General features: G+C 41.2%; 24 protein-coding genes and 1 pseudogene. 17 read left to right on the top strand and 8 right to left on the bottom strand.

All coding sequences use genetic code 11. The annotated features are described in order from the left end of the window. The first annotated feature begins 95 nt into the window (after positions 1–95). Complete coding sequence (locus tag OO773_RS01470; RefSeq protein ID WP_034376782.1) at positions 96–818, top strand: HpaA family protein; 723 nt, start codon at positions 96–98, stop codon at positions 816–818. Here the strand turns inward: OO773_RS01470 and OO773_RS01465 are convergent. The 5 genes from OO773_RS01465 to OO773_RS01445 are packed head-to-tail and all read right to left on the bottom strand — an operon-like array spanning position 815 to position 4,165. Next, entirely contained in the window at positions 815–1,204 is a 390-nt protein-coding gene (locus OO773_RS01465) for a hypothetical protein (protein ID WP_231102892.1), read from the bottom strand. The genes OO773_RS01470 and OO773_RS01465 overlap by 4 nt on opposite strands. Next, on the bottom strand, positions 1,201–1,974 hold the full coding sequence (gene motB / locus OO773_RS01460) for a flagellar motor protein MotB (RefSeq protein WP_178137339.1): 774 nt from the start codon (positions 1,972–1,974) through the stop codon (positions 1,201–1,203). Before motB ends, OO773_RS01465 begins: the two co-directional genes overlap by 4 nt. Then, positions 1,974–2,744 (bottom strand): flagellar motor stator protein MotA, encoded by a 771-nt coding sequence (gene motA, locus OO773_RS01455; RefSeq protein ID WP_006564719.1) that lies wholly within the window; start codon positions 2,742–2,744, stop codon positions 1,974–1,976. Before motA ends, motB begins: the two co-directional genes overlap by 1 nt. 21 nt (positions 2,745–2,765) lie before the next feature. Continuing rightward, a complete protein-coding gene (locus OO773_RS01450) occupies positions 2,766–3,536 on the bottom strand; it encodes a HesA/MoeB/ThiF family protein (RefSeq protein WP_006564718.1) in 771 nt (256 codons plus the stop codon). Between the two features lie 8 nt (positions 3,537–3,544). Continuing rightward, the gene (locus OO773_RS01445) at positions 3,545–4,165 is read right to left on the bottom strand and encodes an MBL fold metallo-hydrolase (protein WP_034376784.1); all 621 of its coding nucleotides are present in this window, start codon (positions 4,163–4,165) and stop codon (positions 3,545–3,547) included. Between the two features lie 235 nt (positions 4,166–4,400). Here OO773_RS01445 and OO773_RS09925 point away from each other — a divergent pair. The 16 genes and pseudogenes from OO773_RS09925 to OO773_RS01360 all read left to right on the top strand — a co-directional run. Next, positions 4,401–6,324: pseudogene (locus OO773_RS09925) on the top strand (methyl-accepting chemotaxis protein); the annotation flags it as partial. A gap of 98 nt (positions 6,325–6,422) precedes the next feature. After that, positions 6,423–7,232 (top strand): tetratricopeptide repeat protein, encoded by an 810-nt coding sequence (locus tag OO773_RS01430; RefSeq protein ID WP_264828624.1) that lies wholly within the window; start codon positions 6,423–6,425, stop codon positions 7,230–7,232. After that, the gene (locus OO773_RS01425; protein ID WP_176601995.1) at positions 7,216–7,731 is read left to right on the top strand and encodes a tetratricopeptide repeat protein; all 516 of its coding nucleotides are present in this window, start codon (positions 7,216–7,218) and stop codon (positions 7,729–7,731) included. The genes OO773_RS01430 and OO773_RS01425 overlap by 17 nt, the downstream gene beginning before the upstream one ends. A 136-nt stretch (positions 7,732–7,867) precedes the next feature. Continuing rightward, a complete protein-coding gene (gene rpsL / locus OO773_RS01420; RefSeq protein ID WP_006564714.1) occupies positions 7,868–8,284 on the top strand; it encodes a 30S ribosomal protein S12 in 417 nt (138 codons plus the stop codon). Next, a complete protein-coding gene (rpsG, locus tag OO773_RS01415; RefSeq protein ID WP_034376793.1) occupies positions 8,281–8,748 on the top strand; it encodes a 30S ribosomal protein S7 in 468 nt (155 codons plus the stop codon). Before rpsL ends, rpsG begins: the two co-directional genes overlap by 4 nt. 8 nt (positions 8,749–8,756) lie before the next feature. Further along, a complete protein-coding gene (gene fusA / locus OO773_RS01410; protein ID WP_006564712.1) occupies positions 8,757–10,835 on the top strand; it encodes an elongation factor G in 2,079 nt (692 codons plus the stop codon). Between the two features lie 20 nt (positions 10,836–10,855). Continuing rightward, complete coding sequence (locus OO773_RS01405; protein WP_264828623.1) at positions 10,856–11,362, top strand: isochorismatase family protein; 507 nt, start codon at positions 10,856–10,858, stop codon at positions 11,360–11,362. 13 nt (positions 11,363–11,375) lie between these two features. Then, entirely contained in the window at positions 11,376–11,540 is a 165-nt protein-coding gene (locus tag OO773_RS01400; protein WP_264828622.1) for an isochorismatase family protein, read from the top strand. Next, positions 11,525–12,565, top strand: coding sequence for an alcohol dehydrogenase AdhP (gene adhP, locus OO773_RS01395; protein ID WP_034376797.1), 1,041 nt, complete (start codon positions 11,525–11,527; stop codon positions 12,563–12,565). The genes OO773_RS01400 and adhP overlap by 16 nt, the downstream gene beginning before the upstream one ends. An 8-nt stretch (positions 12,566–12,573) precedes the next feature. After that, complete coding sequence (locus OO773_RS01390) at positions 12,574–14,079, top strand: aldehyde dehydrogenase family protein (protein ID WP_040499263.1); 1,506 nt, start codon at positions 12,574–12,576, stop codon at positions 14,077–14,079. Then, the gene (locus OO773_RS01385) at positions 14,079–14,447 is read left to right on the top strand and encodes a DUF779 domain-containing protein (RefSeq protein WP_231102890.1); all 369 of its coding nucleotides are present in this window, start codon (positions 14,079–14,081) and stop codon (positions 14,445–14,447) included. The genes OO773_RS01390 and OO773_RS01385 overlap by 1 nt, the downstream gene beginning before the upstream one ends. Before the next feature lie 270 nt (positions 14,448–14,717). Next, a complete protein-coding gene (locus tag OO773_RS01380; RefSeq protein ID WP_040499262.1) occupies positions 14,718–15,554 on the top strand; it encodes an N-acyl homoserine lactonase family protein in 837 nt (278 codons plus the stop codon). A 4-nt stretch (positions 15,555–15,558) separates the two neighbouring features. Further along, entirely contained in the window at positions 15,559–15,882 is a 324-nt protein-coding gene (locus OO773_RS01375) for an MBL fold metallo-hydrolase (RefSeq protein WP_264828621.1), read from the top strand. 15 nt (positions 15,883–15,897) lie between these two features. Next, positions 15,898–17,073 (top strand): outer membrane family protein, encoded by a 1,176-nt coding sequence (locus tag OO773_RS01370; protein WP_073115343.1) that lies wholly within the window; start codon positions 15,898–15,900, stop codon positions 17,071–17,073. A gap of 390 nt (positions 17,074–17,463) precedes the next feature. Next, positions 17,464–18,441, top strand: a complete 978-nt coding sequence (locus OO773_RS01365; RefSeq protein ID WP_197942585.1) for an alpha/beta hydrolase — start codon at positions 17,464–17,466, stop codon at positions 18,439–18,441. Between the two features lie 80 nt (positions 18,442–18,521). After that, positions 18,522–19,265 carry a carbonic anhydrase family protein gene (locus OO773_RS01360; protein ID WP_040499069.1) on the top strand — a complete coding sequence of 248 codons (744 nt, stop codon included), beginning with the start codon at positions 18,522–18,524 and terminating at the stop codon, positions 19,263–19,265. Here the strand turns inward: OO773_RS01360 and miaA are convergent. From miaA to nadD, 3 genes are read right to left on the bottom strand one after another with little or no spacing between them, the layout of a single operon-like run. Beyond that, positions 19,252–20,145, bottom strand: coding sequence for a tRNA (adenosine(37)-N6)-dimethylallyltransferase MiaA (gene miaA, locus OO773_RS01355; protein WP_006563955.1), 894 nt, complete (start codon positions 20,143–20,145; stop codon positions 19,252–19,254). The genes OO773_RS01360 and miaA overlap by 14 nt on opposite strands. Beyond that, entirely contained in the window at positions 20,142–20,468 is a 327-nt protein-coding gene (rsfS, locus tag OO773_RS01350; RefSeq protein WP_034376952.1) for a ribosome silencing factor, read from the bottom strand. Before rsfS ends, miaA begins: the two co-directional genes overlap by 4 nt. Then, the gene (nadD, locus tag OO773_RS01345; protein ID WP_006563953.1) at positions 20,458–21,036 is read right to left on the bottom strand and encodes a nicotinate (nicotinamide) nucleotide adenylyltransferase; all 579 of its coding nucleotides are present in this window, start codon (positions 21,034–21,036) and stop codon (positions 20,458–20,460) included. The genes rsfS and nadD overlap by 11 nt, the downstream gene beginning before the upstream one ends. Positions 21,037–21,044 lie beyond the last annotated feature (8 nt).

Here is a 21,044-nt window from a genome sequence, read left to right as displayed (position 1 = left end):
GTTCTTTTAAGGATAACTACAGCAAATTTAAGCTTTTTATGCGGGCTGTTAAAATCATTACCCGTTTCTTTAAAAAACGCTAATTAAGGATGGCCATGAAAGAAATAATCCTAGCTTTCTTTATACTTTTATTGGGTGTGGGCTGTGGGTTGAAGGCAGGTAAACATGCAGAAGGGCCTATTCCCTTTTCTTATTATGAATCAAATGAAAAGCCACAGCCTAAAAACCATTTACTGGTTTTATTATCCCCTATGCACATCACTTTTAGTAAAAATGTACCCGCTAATATGCAACAAGGCTTTAAAGATTCCATGCTCGATCAAATCCAGATGATTTTAGAAAAAAGGGGTTTTTCTGTTGCAATAGCCCATACACCTCTTAGCGCTACTGAGCAAAATCAAGGGTATATTCTTGTACAAGTGAGTGGAGATGTTAAGGTTTTAGAAGACATTAGTTTAAGAGAGGATAGATTACGCAATGGCGGGCTTGAGGGTAAAAATAGCAATTTATCTATGGGCTTTTTAGAGCTTAAAATTCTAGAACCTAAAAGTCAAAAGGCTTTGGATCAAGCCAGTTTAGAATTGCCCGGTTATCAAGTAAGAACACGGGTTACCGTGCGCCAAGAAAGAACTTCATCGGGGGGTTATATGCCTGTTAGCGTGGTTACACCCGTGCATGGTAGCGGATTTGATAGCAATGTGTATCAGATTTTATCACAGATTTATGCCCAAGGGGTTGAGAAAATCAGCCGCAAACTTAGAAGCGATGATCTCATGCGCTATAACTATTTAGTGCAAAAATTTAAAAAAAGCCACTAGGGTAAATCCTCTTGCAGGTGTAATACCTGCGTGCCAAAATCAGTATCAATTTCTACGCGCAATGCCCCCTCACAAAAGACTTCATAGCGCATTTTTTCATGCAAACTCAAAACATAGCTAGGCAAGATGGGCAAGAGGGCGCAATGGCCGCGATTTAAGCTAATTTTATTGATATGTACTTGTTTAACCAGTGCCTCAATTTCTAAAATGTGTTTGGTGCGATAAACTCCATATTCTTTACTCCAAGAAGTATAGGGCTGTTTTTGGCTAAAAAAGAGGGCTTGAATAGGATTTTTAGGCAGTTGCATTTGCTCTTCTCTGAGTAACTGTTCACCGGTTGGCAGAGCCAAAAGAGGGACAAAGAGAAAATAAAGAAGACGGATCAACGATTTTCACTACTAAAATTGCGATCTAAAATTGAGCGGATTTTTACAACGCTTTGTTGATCGGCATGGAAGAAAATCTCCACACGGTTATTGTGCAGGCGTTCCTCTAGGCTGTTATTAGGGGCAATAGGATCATTCTTGCCATAGGAGGTAAAAGAGAGTTTTTGTGGATCAATTCCATCGCTAAGCAAGACTTTCATGACTTTATAAGCACGGCTAGCAGCAAGGGCGTAGTGATCTCTAAACCTTGAATTAGAGGGGAGGGGTGTATTATCTGTAAACCCGCGTACATCAATTCTTATTTGATCGGGGAGTGCGTGGATAATCTTAGCGATGCGGTGGATATACTCGCGCATGGTGGCATTGATCGTATCATCATAGGAATTTTCAAAGAGAAGAGAGGAGGGGAGTTTAAGAACCACACCTTGGGCTATTTGTTCTAAAATCGCGCCTTGTCCTATTTTAGTAATGCTAACTTGGGAGCGATTAGAATTTTCATTAGCCTTACTTGATTCTGTTTCCATGCTAGTTTGTGTATCCCCCGGAGCGGGTGGAATGGTGATAACCGGTTGCATAGAATCAGGTCTAGGCGCATAATCAAAGATTTTAAGAAATTCCTTTTTTAATGCCTTAACTTTAGATTTATTCACCACAGAAATCGCATAAAGTGCGATAAAAAGCGCTAGTAATAAAGAGAGAAAATCAGCATAAGGAACAGCCCAGCGCTCTCCAGCGGGGCATTCAACCGGTTTAGCTTTTTTAGCAGCCATTATTCAAACTGCGACTTTTTAGGCTCGCCCGGGGCGATATAATTTAAAAGTTTCATCTCTAAATCCCGCGGGTTATCTCCATTGGCAATCCCTACAATGCCCTCTAAAATCACCACTTTTTCTTTAAGAATATCTTTGGCCTTGCTTTTAAGTTTATTACCAAAAGGACCAAAGAGCGCATAAGAGCAAGTAATTCCGGTTACGGTTGCTGTAAAGGCCCCAGCAATGCCTAGTGCCATTGCTTGGGGGTTATCTAGTTTTTGCAAGGCTAACATCAAACCTAGCACCGCCCCTACTAACCCAAAGGTAGGCGCTGACTCGCCAGCAGTGATCCAATAATGCGCCGCGCCGTGATAATACTCTTCTAACTCTTCAATGGCCACATCTAGGCTTTCTTGCACGGATTTAATGTCCTTACCATCAACGATCATAGAAAATCCATTGCGGGTAAAATCATCTTCAATCTGGCTAACTTTAGATTCAAGCGAGAGTACCCCATCTTTTCTAGCCATTGTTGAAAATTCTACGATATTTCTAATTGTTTCTTGCAAATCAACCTTTGGGTTTAAAAATACAATCTTAATTTCTTTAAAAGCGGCTTTGACATAGCGAGCGTGGGTACTCACCATAGCCGCGCATAGCGTAGTGGGTACAATGATGATAATAGAGCTTAAATGCACCACATGGATAGGATTACCCCCTTCTAACAAATCCCCCACAGAAATAGCCGTAATGGCTAAAATCACACCTAGGAGTGATGATAAATCCATAAAATTACTGCCCTTTCTTAATTATTGCGGATAATCGTTTAAGGTTTTAATGCCATTTTCCCCGCACACACGGCATTTTACATTTCTTTGCACGCTAATTTTTCTAAAATCCATGTTTTTAGTATCCACATGCAAAACTTGGTTAGTTAAAAGCGGAAAACCCAAGAAATATTTAATCGCCTCTGAGGCTTGGATACAGCCTACAATACCGGGTACCACCCCAAAAAGCCCGGCTTTAAACATGCCTTGTTCTTTCAATTCAGGAGGCTCTTCAAAAATACAGGCAAAACAGGCCGTTTTTTTAGGCAGAACCGTGATTGTTTGCCCGCGGTGTTTAAAAATCCCAGCATGGCTAAAGGGTTTGTTAGCCAGTACACAAGCATCATTAATTAGAAATTTACCCGCAAAGTTATCTGTTGCATCAATGACAAAATCGTAATTTTGAATAATTTTAAGAGCGTTAGAGGCGTTGAGTCTGTCAAAGTAGGTCTCTACCTGAGTCTCTGGATTAAGAGCAAGCATTTTACGCTCGGCTGATTGTACCTTTGAGCTGTTGATCTCAGCTGTGGTGTGGATAATTTGGCGTTGTAGATTGCTTAATTCAATAATGTCAAAATCTAATACCCCAATGCGCCCAATCCCGGCTGCAGTTAAATACATCGTATTAGGCGAACCAAGCCCCCCAGCTCCAATGACAAGCACGCTAGCCCTTAATAATTTTTCCTGCCCCTCCTCCCCTACATCTTCAAGCATTAAATGCCGTTTATAGCGTTCTTTTTGTTCCTCAGTCATTACAGTCCTTAAGGGTTAATATGTGCAATCCAAGCCCGCATGTGTGGTTGTTCGGCTTTTAAACTCGTGGGTTGTCCATGCCCGGGATAAAGGGGTTTATCCTCGCTTTGTAAATCCTGAAAACGCAAAAGAGAGGCGCGCATTTCTTTGGGATCAGAAAAGGGAAAGTCATAGCGACCAATGCTTCTATAAAAAATAAAATCCCCACTAAAAAACGCCCCGCCAACTTCTATCATGCAACAGCCCGGGGTGTGCCCCGGAAAATGCCAGTAGGTAATGGGGATAGTCGCTATTTCAAAGCTATAAGAACTTTTAGCGCACTCTATGCCTATTATATCCTCTTCTTTACACGGGGTAAGGCCTAAATTAAAACAATCAGAGGTGAGCATGAAAATATCAGCCTGAGGGGCATAAAGAGGCATAGAAGGCCAAGCTTTTTTAAGTGCATGGGCATCCCAGATATGATCATAATGCCCGTGTGTGATGAGAATGGCTAAAGGGTTTTTGCTTTTTTCAAGCACCCAAGAAGTAGCCCCCAGCCCCGGATCAATAATTAAATCCCCCTGCTCAAGGCGCAAAATATAACAATTTGTTTGCGTATCCCCAAAGGCTTGGACTTGAATTTGCATTAAAAATCCTTTGCTCCATTCTAACAAATTTTTAGCCAAAGTTCAATAGCCATTTTTACCCAACAAAGGGCTATAAATGCCATAAAATGCTTGGATATGTTTAACTTAATTTCTTTTTTATAGTAGGGTTGATCAAGCAAAAACTTAAGCTACACAATGATAGGCTAATTTTATATTAAGTTTGGGGAGATTCTATGTTTTTTAAAAATCTAATCCTAGAAATCGTCCTGATTCTGCACCGCTTAGCACGCACTTAGCTATCTCCTATAATGATCTTAAAAATGCTCCAAAACCGGAAGGTTCTTTACTCATCGCTTTTATTCCGGCAACTCTTCTTTTTAAAGAGGTGATCAACACGCTTGAGAGTCAATTTAACCATATCCCTACCCGTCTTGTTTTGCAAACAGCCGGGCAAATTGGAGGTTCTAAGCAGGATTTTTACCACCTTAATTCTGAACCAATTCTGATTACTATTTTTGATGCAAGGTTGTTTAAACAGGTAGAGGCGTTCATGGTAGATACTCTTTGTGGGGATATCCAAAAAGCACAAGTGCACATGGATTTAGAAACCCGTAAGAATAAGATCAAGGCTGTGATTGAGCAAAAAGTCCGTCCACGAATGTCCGTTAGCTTGCTAGATACTTTTATTTTAACCTACTTCCCCGGACTTACCGCCTCTGAGAATTTCTTTTTAGAAGCACTTATAAAATCTAATATTCCCTTGAGTAATTTAGTGGGTGGGAGTGCGGGAGGAAAGTTAGATTTTAAAGAATCTTACTTGGCATTAAATGGGCGTGTTAGTGCACAAGAGGCGGTTTTAATCTACTGCAAGCTAAATCAAGGGTATCACTATGAGGTCTTCACTACCCATAATTTTGAAAAGACGCCCACCTCTTTTTTAATTGGGGAATATGTAGCAGAACTTAGGCAGGTTAAGTCTTTTTTAATGGGTAATGAGTTGGTGAGCGCTGTAGATGCCCTTTGTGCGCATTTTAAATGTACTCCAGAAAATTTAGCCAATGCTTTAGTGGGTTATACTTTTGCGGTAGAGATTTTAGGGCAAATTTTTATCCGATCAATTGGGACTTTTAACACCGATAAAAGCATCACTTTCTTTTGCGATTTATACTTTGGTGAAAGCCTAATTTTAGTAAAGGCTACTAATTTTATACAAAGCACTTTAAAGGCGTATCAAGAATTTGCTAAGGGTAGAGAGGCTGTGGCTATTTTGGCTAATGACTGTGCTTTGCGCCGGATTAATAACCAAAAGGATTTGCCCGGATTTTCTGTTTTTGATAATTGCCCCATTAGTGGATTTTCCTCCTTTGGGGAAATATCTAATAACTTGCACCAAAACCAAACCCTAGTCGCGCTTTGCATTTTTCAAGGCGAACCAAGCAAAGAGGGCAATAAAGAGTTTTTTGATCCATTACAGAAACACGCTATCTTATTATGAGCAAATTAGGCATAACTATTTAGAAAGGGTTATTGCTATTAAAAATACCTTGTTAGAACAATACGAGGGGTATAATCAAGTTGCAGGGATCAACCACACCTATTTAAAAGAAATCGCAACAAAGGCTACGGCTAACCAGACTTATGTTAATGCGGTTAGAGAAGAGATGCTTAAATTACAAAACCCTATGTCTAGCTTAGAAAATTTATCCAATACACTCTCCTCAACCGTAGGAACGATTAATGGCAACATTGCAGAGGTTTCTAATGCTTTACGAAAAATTGATCGCGTGTCTTATCAAACTAATTTATTAGCTCTTAATGCGGCTATTGAGGCAGCTAGAGCGGGTGAGCATGGAAGAGGCTTTGTGGTGGTGGCTGATGAGGTGGGTAATTTGGCTAATAGTGTGCAACAACGATTAGAGGAAATCGGGGTTACTTTTTCCTCTATGAATGAGGCGGTTAAAAATATTGAGGGTTCATCTAAGGCGGTGCTAGATTCAGCTAACCAGAATAATGTAAGTTTAGATGAGCTTAGTCAGGCCGTGTTATCCTTACAAACCCAATCAGAACAGATGGAGCAAATCGCCCAAAAAAGTTTGCAAGATATTTCACGAATCCAAGAACAAGTTGAAGGGATTAGAGAGAGTATCCGCAAGAATAAAGAACTCATTAGTAGACTCTTGCCTGTTAAAAAAAACTAAGACCTTTAAAGATTTGTTATACTTAGTTAAATGCCTACACGCGGGTTATGCCCGTGTTGACGCCGCTACGCCTAAAAACCTTAAATTAAGGATCAAAAATGGGCATGTTACAACTTTTAAGTATCTTTCTTTTTATAAGCTTGTTGTACTCTCAAGATCAAGCTCTCATTTTAAAAGAGGCAGAAATAGCCTACAAGTCTAAGGATTATCCAAAAGCCTTTAAACTTTATAAACAAGGGGCTAAAGCAGGAGATGCGCAGGCTTTTTATCATTTAGGGTTGATGTATGATTTGGGGCAATATGTAGATTTAGACCGCGATAAAGCCATTGAATACTTTAAAAAAGCAGGAAAAATGGGCGTGGTAGATGCTTATCTTAAATTAACAGACAAGGCCATAAACTTTAGGGGAGTTTCTTGCAAAGAGGCCTTTATTTATTATCAAAAAGCTCTAGACTTAAATCAAAAAAGAGCAGATGTGTACAAGAGTTTAGGGGATTTTTACCTATCTGCAACATCAATGGCAGACTGCCCCGCAGATTATAACGCATATCCTAATAAAGATAAACGGTACTACCAAAAAGGCATGTTTTATCTTGAAAGGGCTGGGGAAATGGGCAACTTTACAGCCTACATACTTTTAGCAAACGCGTATCGTCGTGGCGATCCTGGATTTGTGTGGAGTTATAAAAAAGCTAAACAATATTATCTAAAGGCCGCAGAAGTGTTAGAAAAGGCAGGAGAAAAAGGCGATTCTCAGGCCTATAACGAATTAGGTTTGATTTATAAAGATTATGGTGATGAAGATCCGCGAGGTACTCTAAATGATGGGCATAAATCGGTTGCTTATTTCCAAAAAGCAATTGCTTTAGGGAATAGTGAAGCCTATGTACATGGGAGAGTATTATGAGTATGGGAGTTCAACGGTGTGTAGAGATGATGATAAGGCCAAATGGTATTATCAAAAAGCAGGAGAGCTTGGGAATACACAGGGGTATGCAAAATTAGCATCAATGTATCAAGGAGAAATGTATCACGGAGGAGGTGTGGGGTTACTCAGAAAAGGCATGGAGTACTTAGAAAAAGCGGGGGCTTTAGGGGATGGATACAGCTATAGACTATTAGGGAATATCTATTATTATGGTCGTCCAAGTATGTGGGCAGATGATCCTTATGCTCCCCATATCCCTAAAAACTACAAAAAAGCCGCGCAGTACTTTCAAAAATGTATCAATATGGGCGTTGCTCATTGTTATTATGATCTTGCCGGCATGTATAAAAAAGGCTTAGGTGTACCCAAAAATTTAAAAAAGGCTGAAGCCTTAGCAGAACATGCACGAGATATTTTTTGCGATAAAGGAATAGATGATCTTTGTGAGGGAGATACAGAGGGAGATACAGAAGAATAGTTGGTTTTAAGTGTGATTGAAAGATCATTTTTTAAATAAGCCCATAAACAAGGGCGCTGACTTCCCCTAAGATCACTTAAAGATTTTTAGGCTATAATAACCCTTTTTTTAGCGTAAATTTTTATAAAGGGAAAAAGTGCCAACTATCAACCAGTTGATCCGCAAAGAGCGAAAAAAAATCCTTAAAAAAACCAAATCTCCGGCTTTGGTAGAATGCCCACAAAGGCGCGGGGTTTGTACCCGTGTTTACACCACCACACCTAAAAAACCTAACTCAGCCTTGCGTAAAGTTGCTAAGGTGCGTTTAACTAGTAAGTTTGAAGTCATTAGCTATATTCCGGGCGAGGGGCATAATTTACAAGAACACTCCATTGTGTTAGTACGCGGAGGAAGGGTTAAAGATTTACCCGGAGTTAAATACCATATTGTGCGCGGGGCACTAGATACAGCTGGGGTGAATAAACGATCGGTTTCGCGCAGTAAATACGGGGCTAAAAAAACCAAAGCAGGGGCTGAGAAAACAGCTAAAGGAACAAGTAAAGGAAAAAAATGAGACGGAAAAGAGCACCGGTTCGAGAGGTTTTAGGGGATCCTGTTTACAACAACAAGGTTGTTACAAAGTTTATTAACAAAATGATGTATGCGGGTAAAAGAAGCATTGCAGAAAAAATTATCTACGCTGCTTTGAATAAAATTGAGGAAAAGAGCGGGGAAAAGGGCATTGAGGTTTTTGAAAAGGCCTTAGAAAATGTCAAACCTTTAGTAGAAGTGCGATCTAGGCGCGTGGGCGGGGCGACTTATCAAGTGCCGGTAGAAGTGCGGCCTGTGCGCCAACAATCCCTTTCTATCCGCTGGATTTTGGAAGCCACCCGCAAACGAAATGAGCGCGCGATGATAGACAAGCTGGCTAATGAATTAATGGACGCAGCTAGCGATAAAGGCGCGGCTTTTAGGAAAAAAGAGGAAGTGCATAAAATGGCTGAGGCTAATAAAGCCTTTGCCCATTATCGCTGGTAAGGATAAACATGCCACGCAGAACCCCTTTAGAAAAAATCAGAAATATCGGGATTGCCGCCCACATTGATGCGGGCAAAACCACCACCTCCGAGCGGATTTTATTTTATACCGGCGTAAGCCATAAGATTGGCGAGGTGCATGACGGCGCGGCTACTATGGATTGGATGGAGCAAGAAAAAGAGCGCGGGATTACAATCACCTCAGCGGCTACAACTTGCTTTTGGAAAGAACACCAGATCAATTTAATAGACACCCCCGGGCATGTGGATTTTACCATTGAAGTGGAGCGATCCATGCGTGTTTTAGACGGTGCTGTGGGTGTGTTTTGCTCAGTAGGAGGCGTACAACCCCAGAGTGAAACTGTATGGCGTCAGGCAAATAAATATGGCGTACCCCGTATTGTATTTGTCAATAAAATGGATCGCATCGGGGCTAATTTTTACAATGTAGAAAGCCAAATTAGAGAGCGACTCAAGGCTAATCCTGTGCCTATTAATCTTCCTATTGGAGCAGAAGACACCTTTGAGGGTGTGATTGATTTAGTGGCAATGAAGGCCATTATCTGGAATGATGAAACTATGGGCGCTAAGTATGAGATTCAAGAAATCCCCTCTGATTTGCAGGCTAAAGCAGAAGAATACCGCGAAAAACTCTTAGAAGCGGTGGCCGAACAAGATGAGGCTTTAATGGAGAAATATTTAGCAGGTGAGGCACTCAGTGTTGCAGAAATTAAACAAGGCATTAAAAAGGGCTGTTTGGGCATGAGTCTTATCCCTATGCTTTGTGGTTCTTCTTTTAAAAATAAGGGCGTACAAACCCTACTAGATGCCGTTATTGATTATTTGCCCGCACCCACAGAAGTAGCCGACATTAAAGGAGTCGATCCTAAAAGCGAGGAAGAGGTGCATGTGCAAAGCAGCGATACAGGCGAGTTTGCCGGGCTAGCCTTTAAAATCATGACCGATCCTTTCGTGGGGCAATTAACTTTTGTGCGGGTGTATAGAGGCAATTTAGAATCAGGCAGTTATATTTACAACTCTACAAAGGATAAAAAAGAGCGCGTGGGGCGGCTTTTAAAAATGCACTCTAATAAGCGCGAGGATATTAAAGAGGTGTATGCGGGTGAAATCTGTGCCTTTGTGGGGCTTAAAGAGACTTTAACCGGTGATACACTTTGTAGCGAAAAAGACCCGGTGATTTTAGAGCGCATGGAATTTCCAGAGCCAGTAATTCACATCGCCGTAGAACCCAAAACTAAAGCCGATCAAGAAAAAATGGGCGTGGCTTTGGGCAAATTAGCAGAGGAAGATCCTAGCTTTAGAGTGATGACACAGGAGGAAACCGGGCAAACTCTAATTGGGGGCATGGGCGAGTTGCATTTAGAGATCATCGTAGATCGCCTCAAACGCGAATTTAAGGTTGAGGCAGAAGTAGGAGCCCCTCAAGTGGCCTTTAGAGAGACCATTAGAAACGCGGTACAAAAAGAGCATAAATACGCTAAACAATCCGGTGGACGCGGGCAATACGGGCATGTTTTTATTAAGTTAGAGCCTAAAGAACCCGGTAGCGGCTATGAATTTGTCAATGAGATTAGCGGGGGAGTGATTCCTAAGGAGTATATCCCTGCGGTGGATAAGGGCATACAAGAGGCGATGCAAAGCGGGGTTTTAGCCGGCTATCCGGTGGTAGATTTTAAAGTAACGCTTTATGATGGCAGTTATCACGAGGTGGATTCTTCTGAAATGGCGTTTAAAATTGCTGGTTCTATGGCGTTTAAAGAAGCTTGCAGGGCGGCTAACCCTGTGCTTTTAGAGCCTATGATGAAAGTGGAGGTAGAAGTACCTGAGGAGTATATGGGCGATGTGATTGGGGATTTAAACCGCCGCAGAGGCCAGATTAATGCCATGGATGATAGATTAGGGCTTAAAATTGTAGATGCTTTTGTGCCCTTAGTAGAAATGTTTGGTTATTCTACAGACTTGCGCTCAGCTACGCAAGGGCGGGGGACTTATTCTATGGAATTTGATCACTACGGCGAAGTACCCGCTAATATCGCTAAGGAAATTGTGGAAAAAAGAAGTAGGTAGTACTTAGCTAGGAGGTTAGCATGGTTTTACTCATTGACATGCAAGAAAAGTTGTTTCCTGCTATGGCTGATTCTACTAGCCTACTAGAAAATTGTTTGCGCTTTTTAAAAATTGCCCAAGAACTTGGCGTTTCTATCCAAGCAACCGAGCAAAACCCGGCTAAATTAGGCACTACTTTAGAACCACTCAAGCCCTTTATTAAGAATACAACTACAAAAGAAAGTTTTAGCGCCTATCCAGTTTTGTCTATCCCTAAAGACCCTTTATTTATTCTAGGCATTGAAACCCATGTATGTGTCTACCAAACGGCAAAAGATTTTTTAAAACAAGGGTTTGAGGTTAGTTTGTTAGCAGATTGTACCAGCTCTAGGGATTTACAAAACAAGAATCTAGCCTTAGAGGATTTAAGGCATTTAGGTGCGCGGGTGGTTTCTGTTGAGATCGTGGCTTTTGAGTGGCTACAAACTTATACCCACCCACTAATATCGCTAAGGAAATTGTGGAAAAAAGAAGTAGGTAGTATTTAGCTAGGAGGTTAGCATGGTTTTACTCATTGACATGCAAGAAAAGTTGTTTCCTGCTATGGCTGATTCTACTAGCCTACTAGAAAATTGTTTGCGCTTTTTAAAAATTGCCCAAGAACTTGGCGTTTCTATCCAAGCAACCGAGCAAAGTAGAAAGGAGAACACATGGCTAAAAAAATGAAGGCTGCCGTTGTAAAAGAATTTGGAGGCCCTCTTTTTGTAGAGGAGGTAGATGTACCTGTTGTAGGTGAGGGTGAGGTTTTAGTAAAAATTCAAGCCTGCGGGGTGTGCCATACTGATTTGCACGCTGTAGATGGAGACTGGCCTGTTAAACCTAAGCTCCCTTTAATCCCCGGACATGAAGGCGTTGGGTATGTGGTAGAAGTGGGCAAGGGGGTTAAACACATTAAAGAAGGCGATGCAGTAGGCATTCCTTGGCTTTATAGCGCGTGTGGGCATTGTGATCACTGCATGGCTGGCTGGGAGACGCTGTGTGAGCACCAAGAAAATGGCGGGTATTCAGTTAGTGGCGGGTATGCAGAATATGCTCTAGCAGATGCTAATTATGTTGGCGTACTTAAAAAAGATACTAATTTTCTAAACATCGCACCCATTCTTTGCGCGGGTGTTACAGTCTATAAAGGCCTTAAGATGACAGAGGCCAAACCCGGGCAATGGGTAACTATCTCTGGTATTGGCGGTCTAGGACACTTGGCCGTGCAGTATGCTAAGGCAATGGGCTTGAATGTGGCCGCTGTAGATGTTGCAGAGGACAAATTAGAGTTAGCTAAAAAATACGGCGCAAGTGTGGTGGCCAATGCTAAAAATTTGGGCGAACAAGGCACGATTGATAAAATTATCCAAGAAACAAACGGGGGCACACATGGCGTACTAGTTACTGCTGTGCACCCAGTGGCCTTTAAACAGGCATTAGGGTTTGTACGTCGTGGCGGGACTGTGGCGATGAATGGGCTTCCTCCAGGGGAGTTTCCCGTTAATATTTTTGACATGGTTTTAAACGGGATTACTTTGCGTGGCTCTATTGTGGGTACGCGACTAGATCTGCAAGAGGCGATTAATTTTGCTGAGGAGCAAAAGGTCAAAGCCCATGTCGCACCTGCCAAACTAGAAGACATCAACGCGATCTTTGAGCGCATGAAAAAAGGCGGCATTGATGGGCGTATGGTGCTTGATTTTAGAAATTAGGAGTTTGCATGAGTGCTTATAAAGACAGCAAACAAATTTTTAAATCCCGCTATGAAAATTACATTGGCGGGGAATGGGTTAAGCCTCTTAAGGGAGGGTATAAAGCTAATAAAAGCCCAATTGATGGGAGTGTTTTGTGTGAAGTGCCCCTATCTAGTCCAGAAGATGTAGATAAAGCCCTAGATGCTGCCCATAAAGCTAAAGATGTATGGGCAGCTACTTCTGTGGAAGCGCGTTCTAATCTCTTGCTTAAAATTGCTGATCGCATGGAGGCTAATCTTGAAAAAATCGCCTATGCAGAAACTTGGGATAATGGCAAACCTATCCGTGAAACCCTGAATGCAGATATTCCTTTAGCTATAGATCATTTCCGCTATTTTGCAGGTTGCATCCGTGCCCAAGAGGGGTGTATTAGTGATATTAGTAAGGATATGGTTGCCTACCATTTCCACGAACCTTTAGGGGTGGTAGGCCAGATCATTCCTTGGAATTTCCCTATTTTGATGGCTGCTTGGAAACTAGCTCCCGCTTTGGCTGCAGGCAACGCTGTTGTTATCAAGCCTGCCTCACCCACACCTGCTAGTATTTTGGTACTCTTTGAGATTATCGGGGATTTGTTGCCTGCAGGCGTGGTCAATATTGTCAATGGCAATGGCGGACAAATTGGCAAACATCTAGCCACAAGCCCTAAAATTGCTAAAGTGGCCTTTACCGGATCAACAGCGGTAGGAAGGCAAATCATGCAATTTGCAACAGAAAATATTATTCCCTGCACCCTAGAGCTAGGAGGCAAGAGCCCTAATATTTTCTTTCCTGATATTTGCGAACACGAAGACGCGTTTTTGGATAAAGCCATTGAGGGTTTGGTGCTTTTTGCTTTTAACCAAGGTGAGGTGTGTACTTGCCCCTCAAGAGCGCTTGTACATGAAAAAATCTATAATGATTTTATGCAGAAAGTTTTAGAGCGAATCAAGGCTATTAAAGTGGGCAATCCTTTGGATTTAGACACCATGATGGGTGCACAAGTAGATGAAAACCAAGTCAACACCATTTTAAACTACATTAAGATCGCCCATGAAGAGGGCGCGCAGTGTCTAATTGGCGGGCAGAGAAACCACATTGCAGGGCTTGAAAAGGGGTGTTATATAGAGCCTACCATTTTTAAAGGGCATAATAAAATGCGTATTTTCCAAGAGGAAATTTTTGGGCCTGTTTTGGCATTGACTACTTTTAAAGATGATGATCAAGCCCTAGAGATTGCTAATGATACGCTATTTGGTCTAGGGGCTGGGGTGTGGACTAGAGATATTAATCGTGCTTATCACTTTGGTCGCTCCATTAAAGCCGGGCGGGTGTGGACTAACTGCTACCATGCCTATCCTGCCCATGCAGCCTTTGGAGGATACAAACAAAGCGGGATTGGGCGTGAGACACACAAGGTCATTTTAGAGCACTACCAACAGATTAAAAACCTTTTGGTAAGTTATAGCATCAACAAATTAGGGTTCTTTTAATGGGTGTGCCAAAGGTTATCCTGACAGAGGAGGCTAGAGCTTTGATCCAAGAACTCAAGGCTTCACATCCAGACTTTATTTTTTACCAGTCTTGTGGTTGCTGTGATGGGAGCGTTGTTTATGTCTATGATCGGGCTGATTTTAAGCTAGGCGATAATGATATTTGCTTAGGCTCTGTGGGAGGGGTGGAGTTTTACATGCACAAGAACCAATATGCATACCAAAAACACACCCAGCTTATTTTAAGCGTCAAGCCCATAGAGGCCAGCGAGTATTCTTTAGAGTATGGCATGGGCAAGAGTTTTGAGATCAAGAGCCGTTTATTTACTTCTGAGGAACTTAAAGCGATAGAACAAGAGATAATCTAAACTATCATTTTAAGCATTTGATCTTTATCCGTAAGGGTTGTTGCCGGTTGGTGGCAGATTTTGGCTAGATTTTCTTAGGCACAAAAGGGGCTGTATATTAACCACTAAGTAAACTAACTTTGCTTTAGTTTAGCAACAAATTAGGGTTCTTTTAATGGGTGTGCCAAAGGTTATCCTGACAGAGGAGGCTAGAGCTTTGATCCAAGAACTCAAGGGCTAAGGGCAGATAAGATATAACAGGCTGGGAAATTAAAGATACGGAGAAAAACAATGAAAGTCCATGTACTACATACAGGCGAGATTCGTGTATCCCCTTATTTACCCTTTTGTGGGGATAATTGTAGCTTACTTAAAGCATCCGGATTAACAACTCCCAAGAAAGATTGGATATGGTTACCTGTTAGTTGCTATTTAATAGAACACCCCAAAGCAACAGTGCTAGTAGATACCGGTTGGCATAGAGATATGTCGCCACAAGGTGTATATGACAAAAAAGCACAGATTAAAAGTTTAGGCTCATGGCTTCTTTACATGGTTAATCAAGGGCGTATTACAAGGGGACAGGCCATTAATGAACAATTAGAATCTATGGGGATTAAACCTTCTGATTTGGATTATATCCTTCTAACCCATCTTGATTGTGATCATGCCAATGGATTGCGCGGCGTTGCGCAAGCCAAAAATATATTGTGTGCGCCTGAGGAGATTGTGTGTGCTAAGAAAAATGGCTTTGTAAGGTATCAAAAAAAGTGGTGGGAGGGTGTCAATCTTAAAACTTTTTCATGGAATGGGACAGAGGGGCCTGTGCAGCGATCATTTGATTTATTTAACGATGGCTCTGTTACTATGGTAAATATTCCGGGGCACTGCGATGGTTTATGTGCTGCGAAAATCAAAAACGATCAAGGTAACTTCGTGCTTCTTTTTGCAGATGGTGGGTATGCTACTAAGTCATGGAAGCAAATGATAACCAGTGGTGTCGCTCTAAATAAAGCCCAACAACGCAAATCCTTAGAATGGATTAGAGAAGAGTCTATGTCGCCTCAATGTATTGAATCTCTTGCTACACACGATTCGGACATCACTCCCCATGTGATTGAGTTATAAGTGGATGGGGATTAAACCTTCTGATTTGGATTATATCCTTCTAACCCATCTTGATTGTGATCATGCCAATGGATTGCGCGGCGTTGCGCAAGCCAAAAATATATTGTGTGCGCCTGAGGAGATTGTGTGTGCTAAGAAAAATGGCTTTGTAAGGTATCAAAAAAAGTGGTGGGAGGGTGTCAATCTTAAAACTTTTTCATGGAATGGGACAGATACGCGATACGCTACACATTTTGCTACCACAAACCAAAAAACTTACTTAACTCATTTTGTCCTTTATGCAACCGGATTTTTAGAAAACACCGCTAGCTCCGGTGCAGGACCTTAAGCCTAAAGGAATTGGATGCAAAATTCTCCTTTCTCAAGTGTAGCGACTAAATTTGTTCTTCTAACTTTCATCTTTTTAGGGAATTTCTGGTTTTTTGCCCCCTCTCTTAAAGCATTTGATTATAAAATCGGGGGTAAGGCTGAACAGGCCTCTCAAGTGGGCTTTAATCAAGCACCTATGAATCGCAACAAAGGGATTTATCCCATGCAACAATATGGCACAGTTTCAGGCTTTTTAAATGTAGATTTTAATCTATTGCCTAAAAAATTAGACAGCCATAGCTTAAAAGTTGGGATTGGGGGCATGGCAGGTGGGGTCTTTTTTGATAGTACCCGTAAATTGCATGGAGGAAGTAAGATTTATGATTACTACGGGTTTTATGACGGGTATTTAGGCGGGGCTTCTAATATTTTTTCTGAAGATGACATCGTAACGGCAAATGGCAAGGAGCGCAGCCTAGCCAAAACTTACATATTTAGCGATGCTTTCATTGAGTATAAATATAAAGATTTCTTTGGAATTAAAGGAGGGCGCTACACCTCTACTATGCCCTATAGAAGCGGAAAAACTCAGGGTTTTGAAGTTTTTGGAGAATACAAACACACCCGCCTTATCTGGTTTAGCTCTTTTGGGCGGGCTATTGCAGGTGGCGGGTTTTTGATCAACTGGTATGCACCCCGTACTTCTTATAGTGGCAACTGGAGTAAAAACGCACAAGGTGGCTGGACTCACCATGGTTATCAGCTTTCTTATGGTACGCATGCGCTCCGCTTAATCTATAACAAACATAAGCTTTTAGCCGAATTTTTCTACTATTTTTCGCCCAAAATGTTTAACGCACCGGGTTTTAGTTTGGTCTGGGATAGCGATCCTAACTTTTCTGAAAAAGGCTTTCGTTCCCAAACCCGCCTTATTGCTTTCTTTCCGGTTTATGAGCCTTGGATGGTGGTTAATAGTAGCGGTGCACCCATTTATAAATACGATAGACCCGTTACTGCAAATGGCCAAAGCTTAATTATCCGCCAGCGTTTTGATTACAATAACTTTTATTTGGTTGGCACCTTTTATAAAAACTTTGGCAATACTAATGCTTATGTGGGCAACATGGGTAACCCGGCTGGGGTGTTAATGGGAGGTAATAGTATGTATGCGGGCGGATGGGGGAGTGCTAGTGAAGTGCCCAAATGCTAAAGACATTTGGGCTTCCTAGGCTGATGTTGCCCGTAGGGAGAGTTTGGTTCTCACTCTGTGTCCCTATAGTAGGGATTTTACAGAGTTTGAGCTCCAACGCATTCCCTACAGGTCTCACACATCATATCTCCAAAGGCGTAACTTCCGACACTTCCTGCCGTAGATACGAATGTATGGGGACATTATACCACAAATTAGTGGCATTCATCCCACCCGCTAAAGACGAGTGGGATTTCTGCCGGAGAGTCTTAAAAGCTTTTGGTATTTTTCTTAATAATTGGTGATTTTAAAGTGTATGTCTAAAACATGCCATGTTACTCCATGTTTTTAACTGGTGCACATTCCTTAATTTTCTGGTGTTTAACGGCTATATTTTGATAAAGGTAAAAAATGTTTAGTAGATTATTAATAAGCGCCATTTTAATCGGAGGTGTGGCTATGGGGGCTGATTATAGAAAAAACCCTTTTACATTTACCTATGAAGGGGCTATTACTGAAAATATTAAAGGAAAGGTGCAAGTACACGCCGTGCACTATAAAGCCAATGGGGTAAAAGTTGTGGCCAATGTCTACACGCCGGCTAACTTCAATACCCATAAAAAATACCCCGCTATTGTAGTAGCTCATCCTAATGGAGGGGTTAAAGAGCAGGTAGCTGGGCTTTATGCGCAAAAGTTGGCCGAATCCGGGTATGTAACCATTGCTTTTGATGCGGCCTATCAAGGAGGCAGTGGGGGGATGCCTCGCTATGTGGATAAACCAGCCAATCGCATGGAAGATATTAGAGCAGCCGCAGATTTTATTTCACATTTTAAAGGTGTAGATGCGCATCGTTTAGGTTTGCTTGGCATTTGTGGGGGTGGGGGCTATGCGATTAAGGTAGCCCAGACAGATAAAAGATTTAAAGCAATAGCCACGATTAGCATGTTTAATTCCGGAGAGGTAAGACGCAACGGCTATTTAAACACCCAAAAAGACACGATACAAGAGCGCTTAAAAGAAGCCTCAGAAGCTAGAGCACAAGAGGCAGCAGGGGGCGAGGTGAAATACACCCCGTCGTTTGCAGCTAATATGACAGAAGAACAGGTTGCGAAATTACCCTTTGATTTATATAGGGAGGGCTATGAATATTACGCTAAAACCCATTTTCACCTCCATTCACAGAGCAATTACACGGTGAGTAGTTTGATAGATTTAATGGGATTTGATGCCAACACAAATGTAGATTTAATTAACCAACCGCACTTAATGGTAGCAGGGGATAAAGCAGATAGTTTATATATGACCCAAGAGGTCTTTAAAAATGCAACGGGCACTCAAAACAAGGAATTATTTTTAGTCAAAGGCGCGACCCATATCCAAACTTAAGCCCCTAAAATTTTAGGGGGTAGGGTCTGCTTTAAATGCATTTATTCTAATTGAGTTTTTTGAAAATGCTTATGGAGGAGATGATGCGATTATTTTCTATTTTAAGTTTCTTACTTTTAAGTTTACTTTCTGCTACGCATTGGAGTTATGAAAAACACACAGGTGCCAAGCAATGGGATAAATTACACAAAGACTATGCAATTTGTAAAACGGGTAAAAGCCAGTCTCCTATTAATATCCAACATTACTACAATGCCTCTGGTCAAGAAAATATAATTTTTACATACCACGATCTCAAGCCCTCAACTATTGCTTATTCTCATAACACCCTTATAGCCCAATTTAACCACCCTACTAACTCTATTGTATACCGCGATCATGAGTATTATTTGATTAATCTACACTTCCATCTGCCTATGGAATTTGCCATTCGTGGTAAGCACCAACCTTTAAGCATGCATTTAGTACACCAAGATAGCGAGGGGCGTTTGTTGGTAATAGGGATTGGATTTAAAATAGGGCAAGAAAACCCCTTTTTCACCCCTCTTTTTAATGCCTACAACCATAAAACCCCACCCCAAACTCTAGCCTTAAAAACCCTACTACCTACAACGATCCACTACTACCATTTTAATGGATCATTAACCACGCCTCCTTGCACAGAGGGGGTTTCTTGGTTTATTATTGAAGAGACGATTAGTTTTTCACCTAAACAATTTGAAACAATTAAAAAAATCATGTATCACAAAACTAACCAACGCCCGATTCAAAAGGATTACAATAGCGTCATTGTTAAAAGCTTTGCTGTGATTAGAAAACACTAAGTTGTTTAAGGATTTCTTGTTTTAAATGTTCTTTGTCTAAAAAGATCGCCTCTTTAAATTGGGAGCGGTTAAAGGTCATTTGCCGTTTGGCTAGCTGGCAGGTGTGTGTATAAATCATCTCATAGAGTTCTTGATAGGATAATTCGCCTCTAAGATATTGCAAGCATTCTTTAGGCCCAATGGCCTTAAAAGGTTGGTGTTTAGTGCCATATTTATCTGCTAAGCCTTTAATTTCCTCTACTATGCCCTGATTAAGCATGGTCTTAGTGCGTTTAGCGATATTAGCGTGTAATTTAGTTTTATCCATACAGAGCCCATAAACTTGAATAGGGTATTTAAAAGGAATTTTAGGATGGGCTTTAAAATAGGCACTGGGGGGCATGTGGGTTGTTAAATAAATTTTAAGCCCCTGTGTGATGCGGTAAGTATCTTTAACATAAGAGGCATAGTCTGAATCGATGCGTGCTAAAAAGGCATGGGGGTGATCTATCTTGGCAATTTGTCTTTGAATTTCTTGTTCTTGCTGCTTGTTTAATATAGGCATGGGGCTTAACCCGTCTATAAGTGCTTTTAGATAAAAAGAACTCCCCCCCACTAGCAAAAGCTTTTTTTTAGTTGTAGTGGCTATAGCCCTTTGTACCTCTTGTTTAAAAACTTGGGCGTTGTTCTTTTGATCGATTCTTAAAATATCAATACCATAGTGTTTAATACAGGCCAAATTTTCTAAACTCGGTTTGGCCGCTGCAATGTTAATTTCTTGATACACACTTAAAGAATCCAAAGAGACAATTTCAGCATCTAAAATTTGTGCTAACTCTAAAGCTAAATCACTCTTACCACTGCTACTAGGGCCAATGATAGCTAGGAGGGTGGGTATCAAGTGGGGTTATTATAGGTTTTTAAAAAGCCCTCTAGATCAAAGCGCTTCCGATACACCTCTGTAAAGACATGGATGATCAAATCGCCTAAATCAAGAATGATCCACTCCTCATTTTCAGCATCTATAGCATAAAACTTTTCACCCAGAGGTTTAAGATTTGTTTTTAAATGATCTAAAAGAGATAGAGCATGTTTGCCCACTAGCGCGGTGGCGATGATGACATAATCTGTAATGTAATTTTGTTGGCATAGATCAAAAACTACAATATCTGTGGCTTTTTTATCCTCTAAAAGGGTGGCAATTCTAGCAATTCTAGTAGGCATGGGTTTCCTTAAAGGTTTGCAATACGCGGTTTTGTAGCATGTGGGGTAGATGCTGTGGGATTTGGTGTTTGTGTAATAATTCTCTAATTTTACTAGATGAAATAGGGCAGGTAATGTGTTCTAAGGACATAGGTGTGTATTTAAAATCAGGGGGCGGGTTTAAACAATAGCCCTTACGCTCCACAACAACAAATTCTACCAGCTCTTTTAATTCTGTATATCCCTCCCAAAGCGCTAACCCTGCTACATTATCCGCACCGATTACAAAGTAAAGTTTATTGGGGGTGAATTTTTGGTAAAAATAGCGCACACTCTCAATACTAGGCACTGGCCTTTTTTGTTTGATTTCAAAATCATGGACTTTTACTTTAGCTACATCTTTTAAGAGTTCTTGCATCCATAACAAGCGCTGATTAGGAGCGAAGCATGGGCTTTTTTTAAAAGGATTTTGATAGGCCACCAGCACAAAAAGCCGATCTACTTTTAAAGTTTCTAGGGCCTGATAAATGACTTCTAAATGGGCGATGTGAGGCGGATCAAAACTCCCACCATATAAAGCAATATCCACAGGCCAAC

Origin of the sequence: Helicobacter suis HS1 (genome assembly GCF_026000295.1) — a bacterium.
Classification (GTDB): Bacteria; Campylobacterota; Campylobacteria; order Campylobacterales; family Helicobacteraceae; genus Helicobacter; species Helicobacter suis.
The sequence above is the reverse complement of the archived record's forward strand: the minus strand, read 5'-3'. Positions and strand labels throughout refer to the sequence as shown.

Bases quoted from the DNA above. Each gene is read 5' to 3' on its own strand.
- OO773_RS01470 (WP_034376782.1), top strand. From the start codon at position 96: ATGAAAGAAATAATCCTAGCTTTCTTTATACTTTTATTGGGTGTGGGC.
- motB (WP_178137339.1), bottom strand. From the start codon at position 1,974: ATGGCTGCTAAAAAAGCTAAACCGGTTGAATGCCCCGCTGGAGAGCGC.
- motA (WP_006564719.1), bottom strand. From the start codon at position 2,744: ATGGATTTATCATCACTCCTAGGTGTGATTTTAGCCATTACGGCTATT.
- OO773_RS01450 (WP_006564718.1), bottom strand. From the start codon at position 3,536: ATGACTGAGGAACAAAAAGAACGCTATAAACGGCATTTAATGCTTGAA.
- OO773_RS01445 (WP_034376784.1), bottom strand. From the start codon at position 4,165: ATGCAAATTCAAGTCCAAGCCTTTGGGGATACGCAAACAAATTGTTAT.
- OO773_RS01430 (WP_264828624.1), top strand. From the start codon at position 6,423: ATGGGCATGTTACAACTTTTAAGTATCTTTCTTTTTATAAGCTTGTTG.
- OO773_RS01425 (WP_176601995.1), top strand. From the start codon at position 7,216: ATGGGAGAGTATTATGAGTATGGGAGTTCAACGGTGTGTAGAGATGAT.
- rpsG (WP_034376793.1), top strand. From the start codon at position 8,281: ATGAGACGGAAAAGAGCACCGGTTCGAGAGGTTTTAGGGGATCCTGTT.
- fusA (WP_006564712.1), top strand. From the start codon at position 8,757: ATGCCACGCAGAACCCCTTTAGAAAAAATCAGAAATATCGGGATTGCC.
- OO773_RS01405 (WP_264828623.1), top strand. From the start codon at position 10,856: ATGGTTTTACTCATTGACATGCAAGAAAAGTTGTTTCCTGCTATGGCT.
- OO773_RS01400 (WP_264828622.1), top strand. From the start codon at position 11,376: ATGGTTTTACTCATTGACATGCAAGAAAAGTTGTTTCCTGCTATGGCT.
- adhP (WP_034376797.1), top strand. From the start codon at position 11,525: ATGGCTAAAAAAATGAAGGCTGCCGTTGTAAAAGAATTTGGAGGCCCT.
- OO773_RS01390 (WP_040499263.1), top strand. From the start codon at position 12,574: ATGAGTGCTTATAAAGACAGCAAACAAATTTTTAAATCCCGCTATGAA.
- OO773_RS01385 (WP_231102890.1), top strand. From the start codon at position 14,079: ATGGGTGTGCCAAAGGTTATCCTGACAGAGGAGGCTAGAGCTTTGATC.
- OO773_RS01380 (WP_040499262.1), top strand. From the start codon at position 14,718: ATGAAAGTCCATGTACTACATACAGGCGAGATTCGTGTATCCCCTTAT.
- OO773_RS01375 (WP_264828621.1), top strand. From the start codon at position 15,559: ATGGGGATTAAACCTTCTGATTTGGATTATATCCTTCTAACCCATCTT.
- OO773_RS01370 (WP_073115343.1), top strand. From the start codon at position 15,898: ATGCAAAATTCTCCTTTCTCAAGTGTAGCGACTAAATTTGTTCTTCTA.
- OO773_RS01365 (WP_197942585.1), top strand. From the start codon at position 17,464: ATGTTTAGTAGATTATTAATAAGCGCCATTTTAATCGGAGGTGTGGCT.
- OO773_RS01360 (WP_040499069.1), top strand. From the start codon at position 18,522: ATGATGCGATTATTTTCTATTTTAAGTTTCTTACTTTTAAGTTTACTT.
- rsfS (WP_034376952.1), bottom strand. From the start codon at position 20,468: ATGCCTACTAGAATTGCTAGAATTGCCACCCTTTTAGAGGATAAAAAA.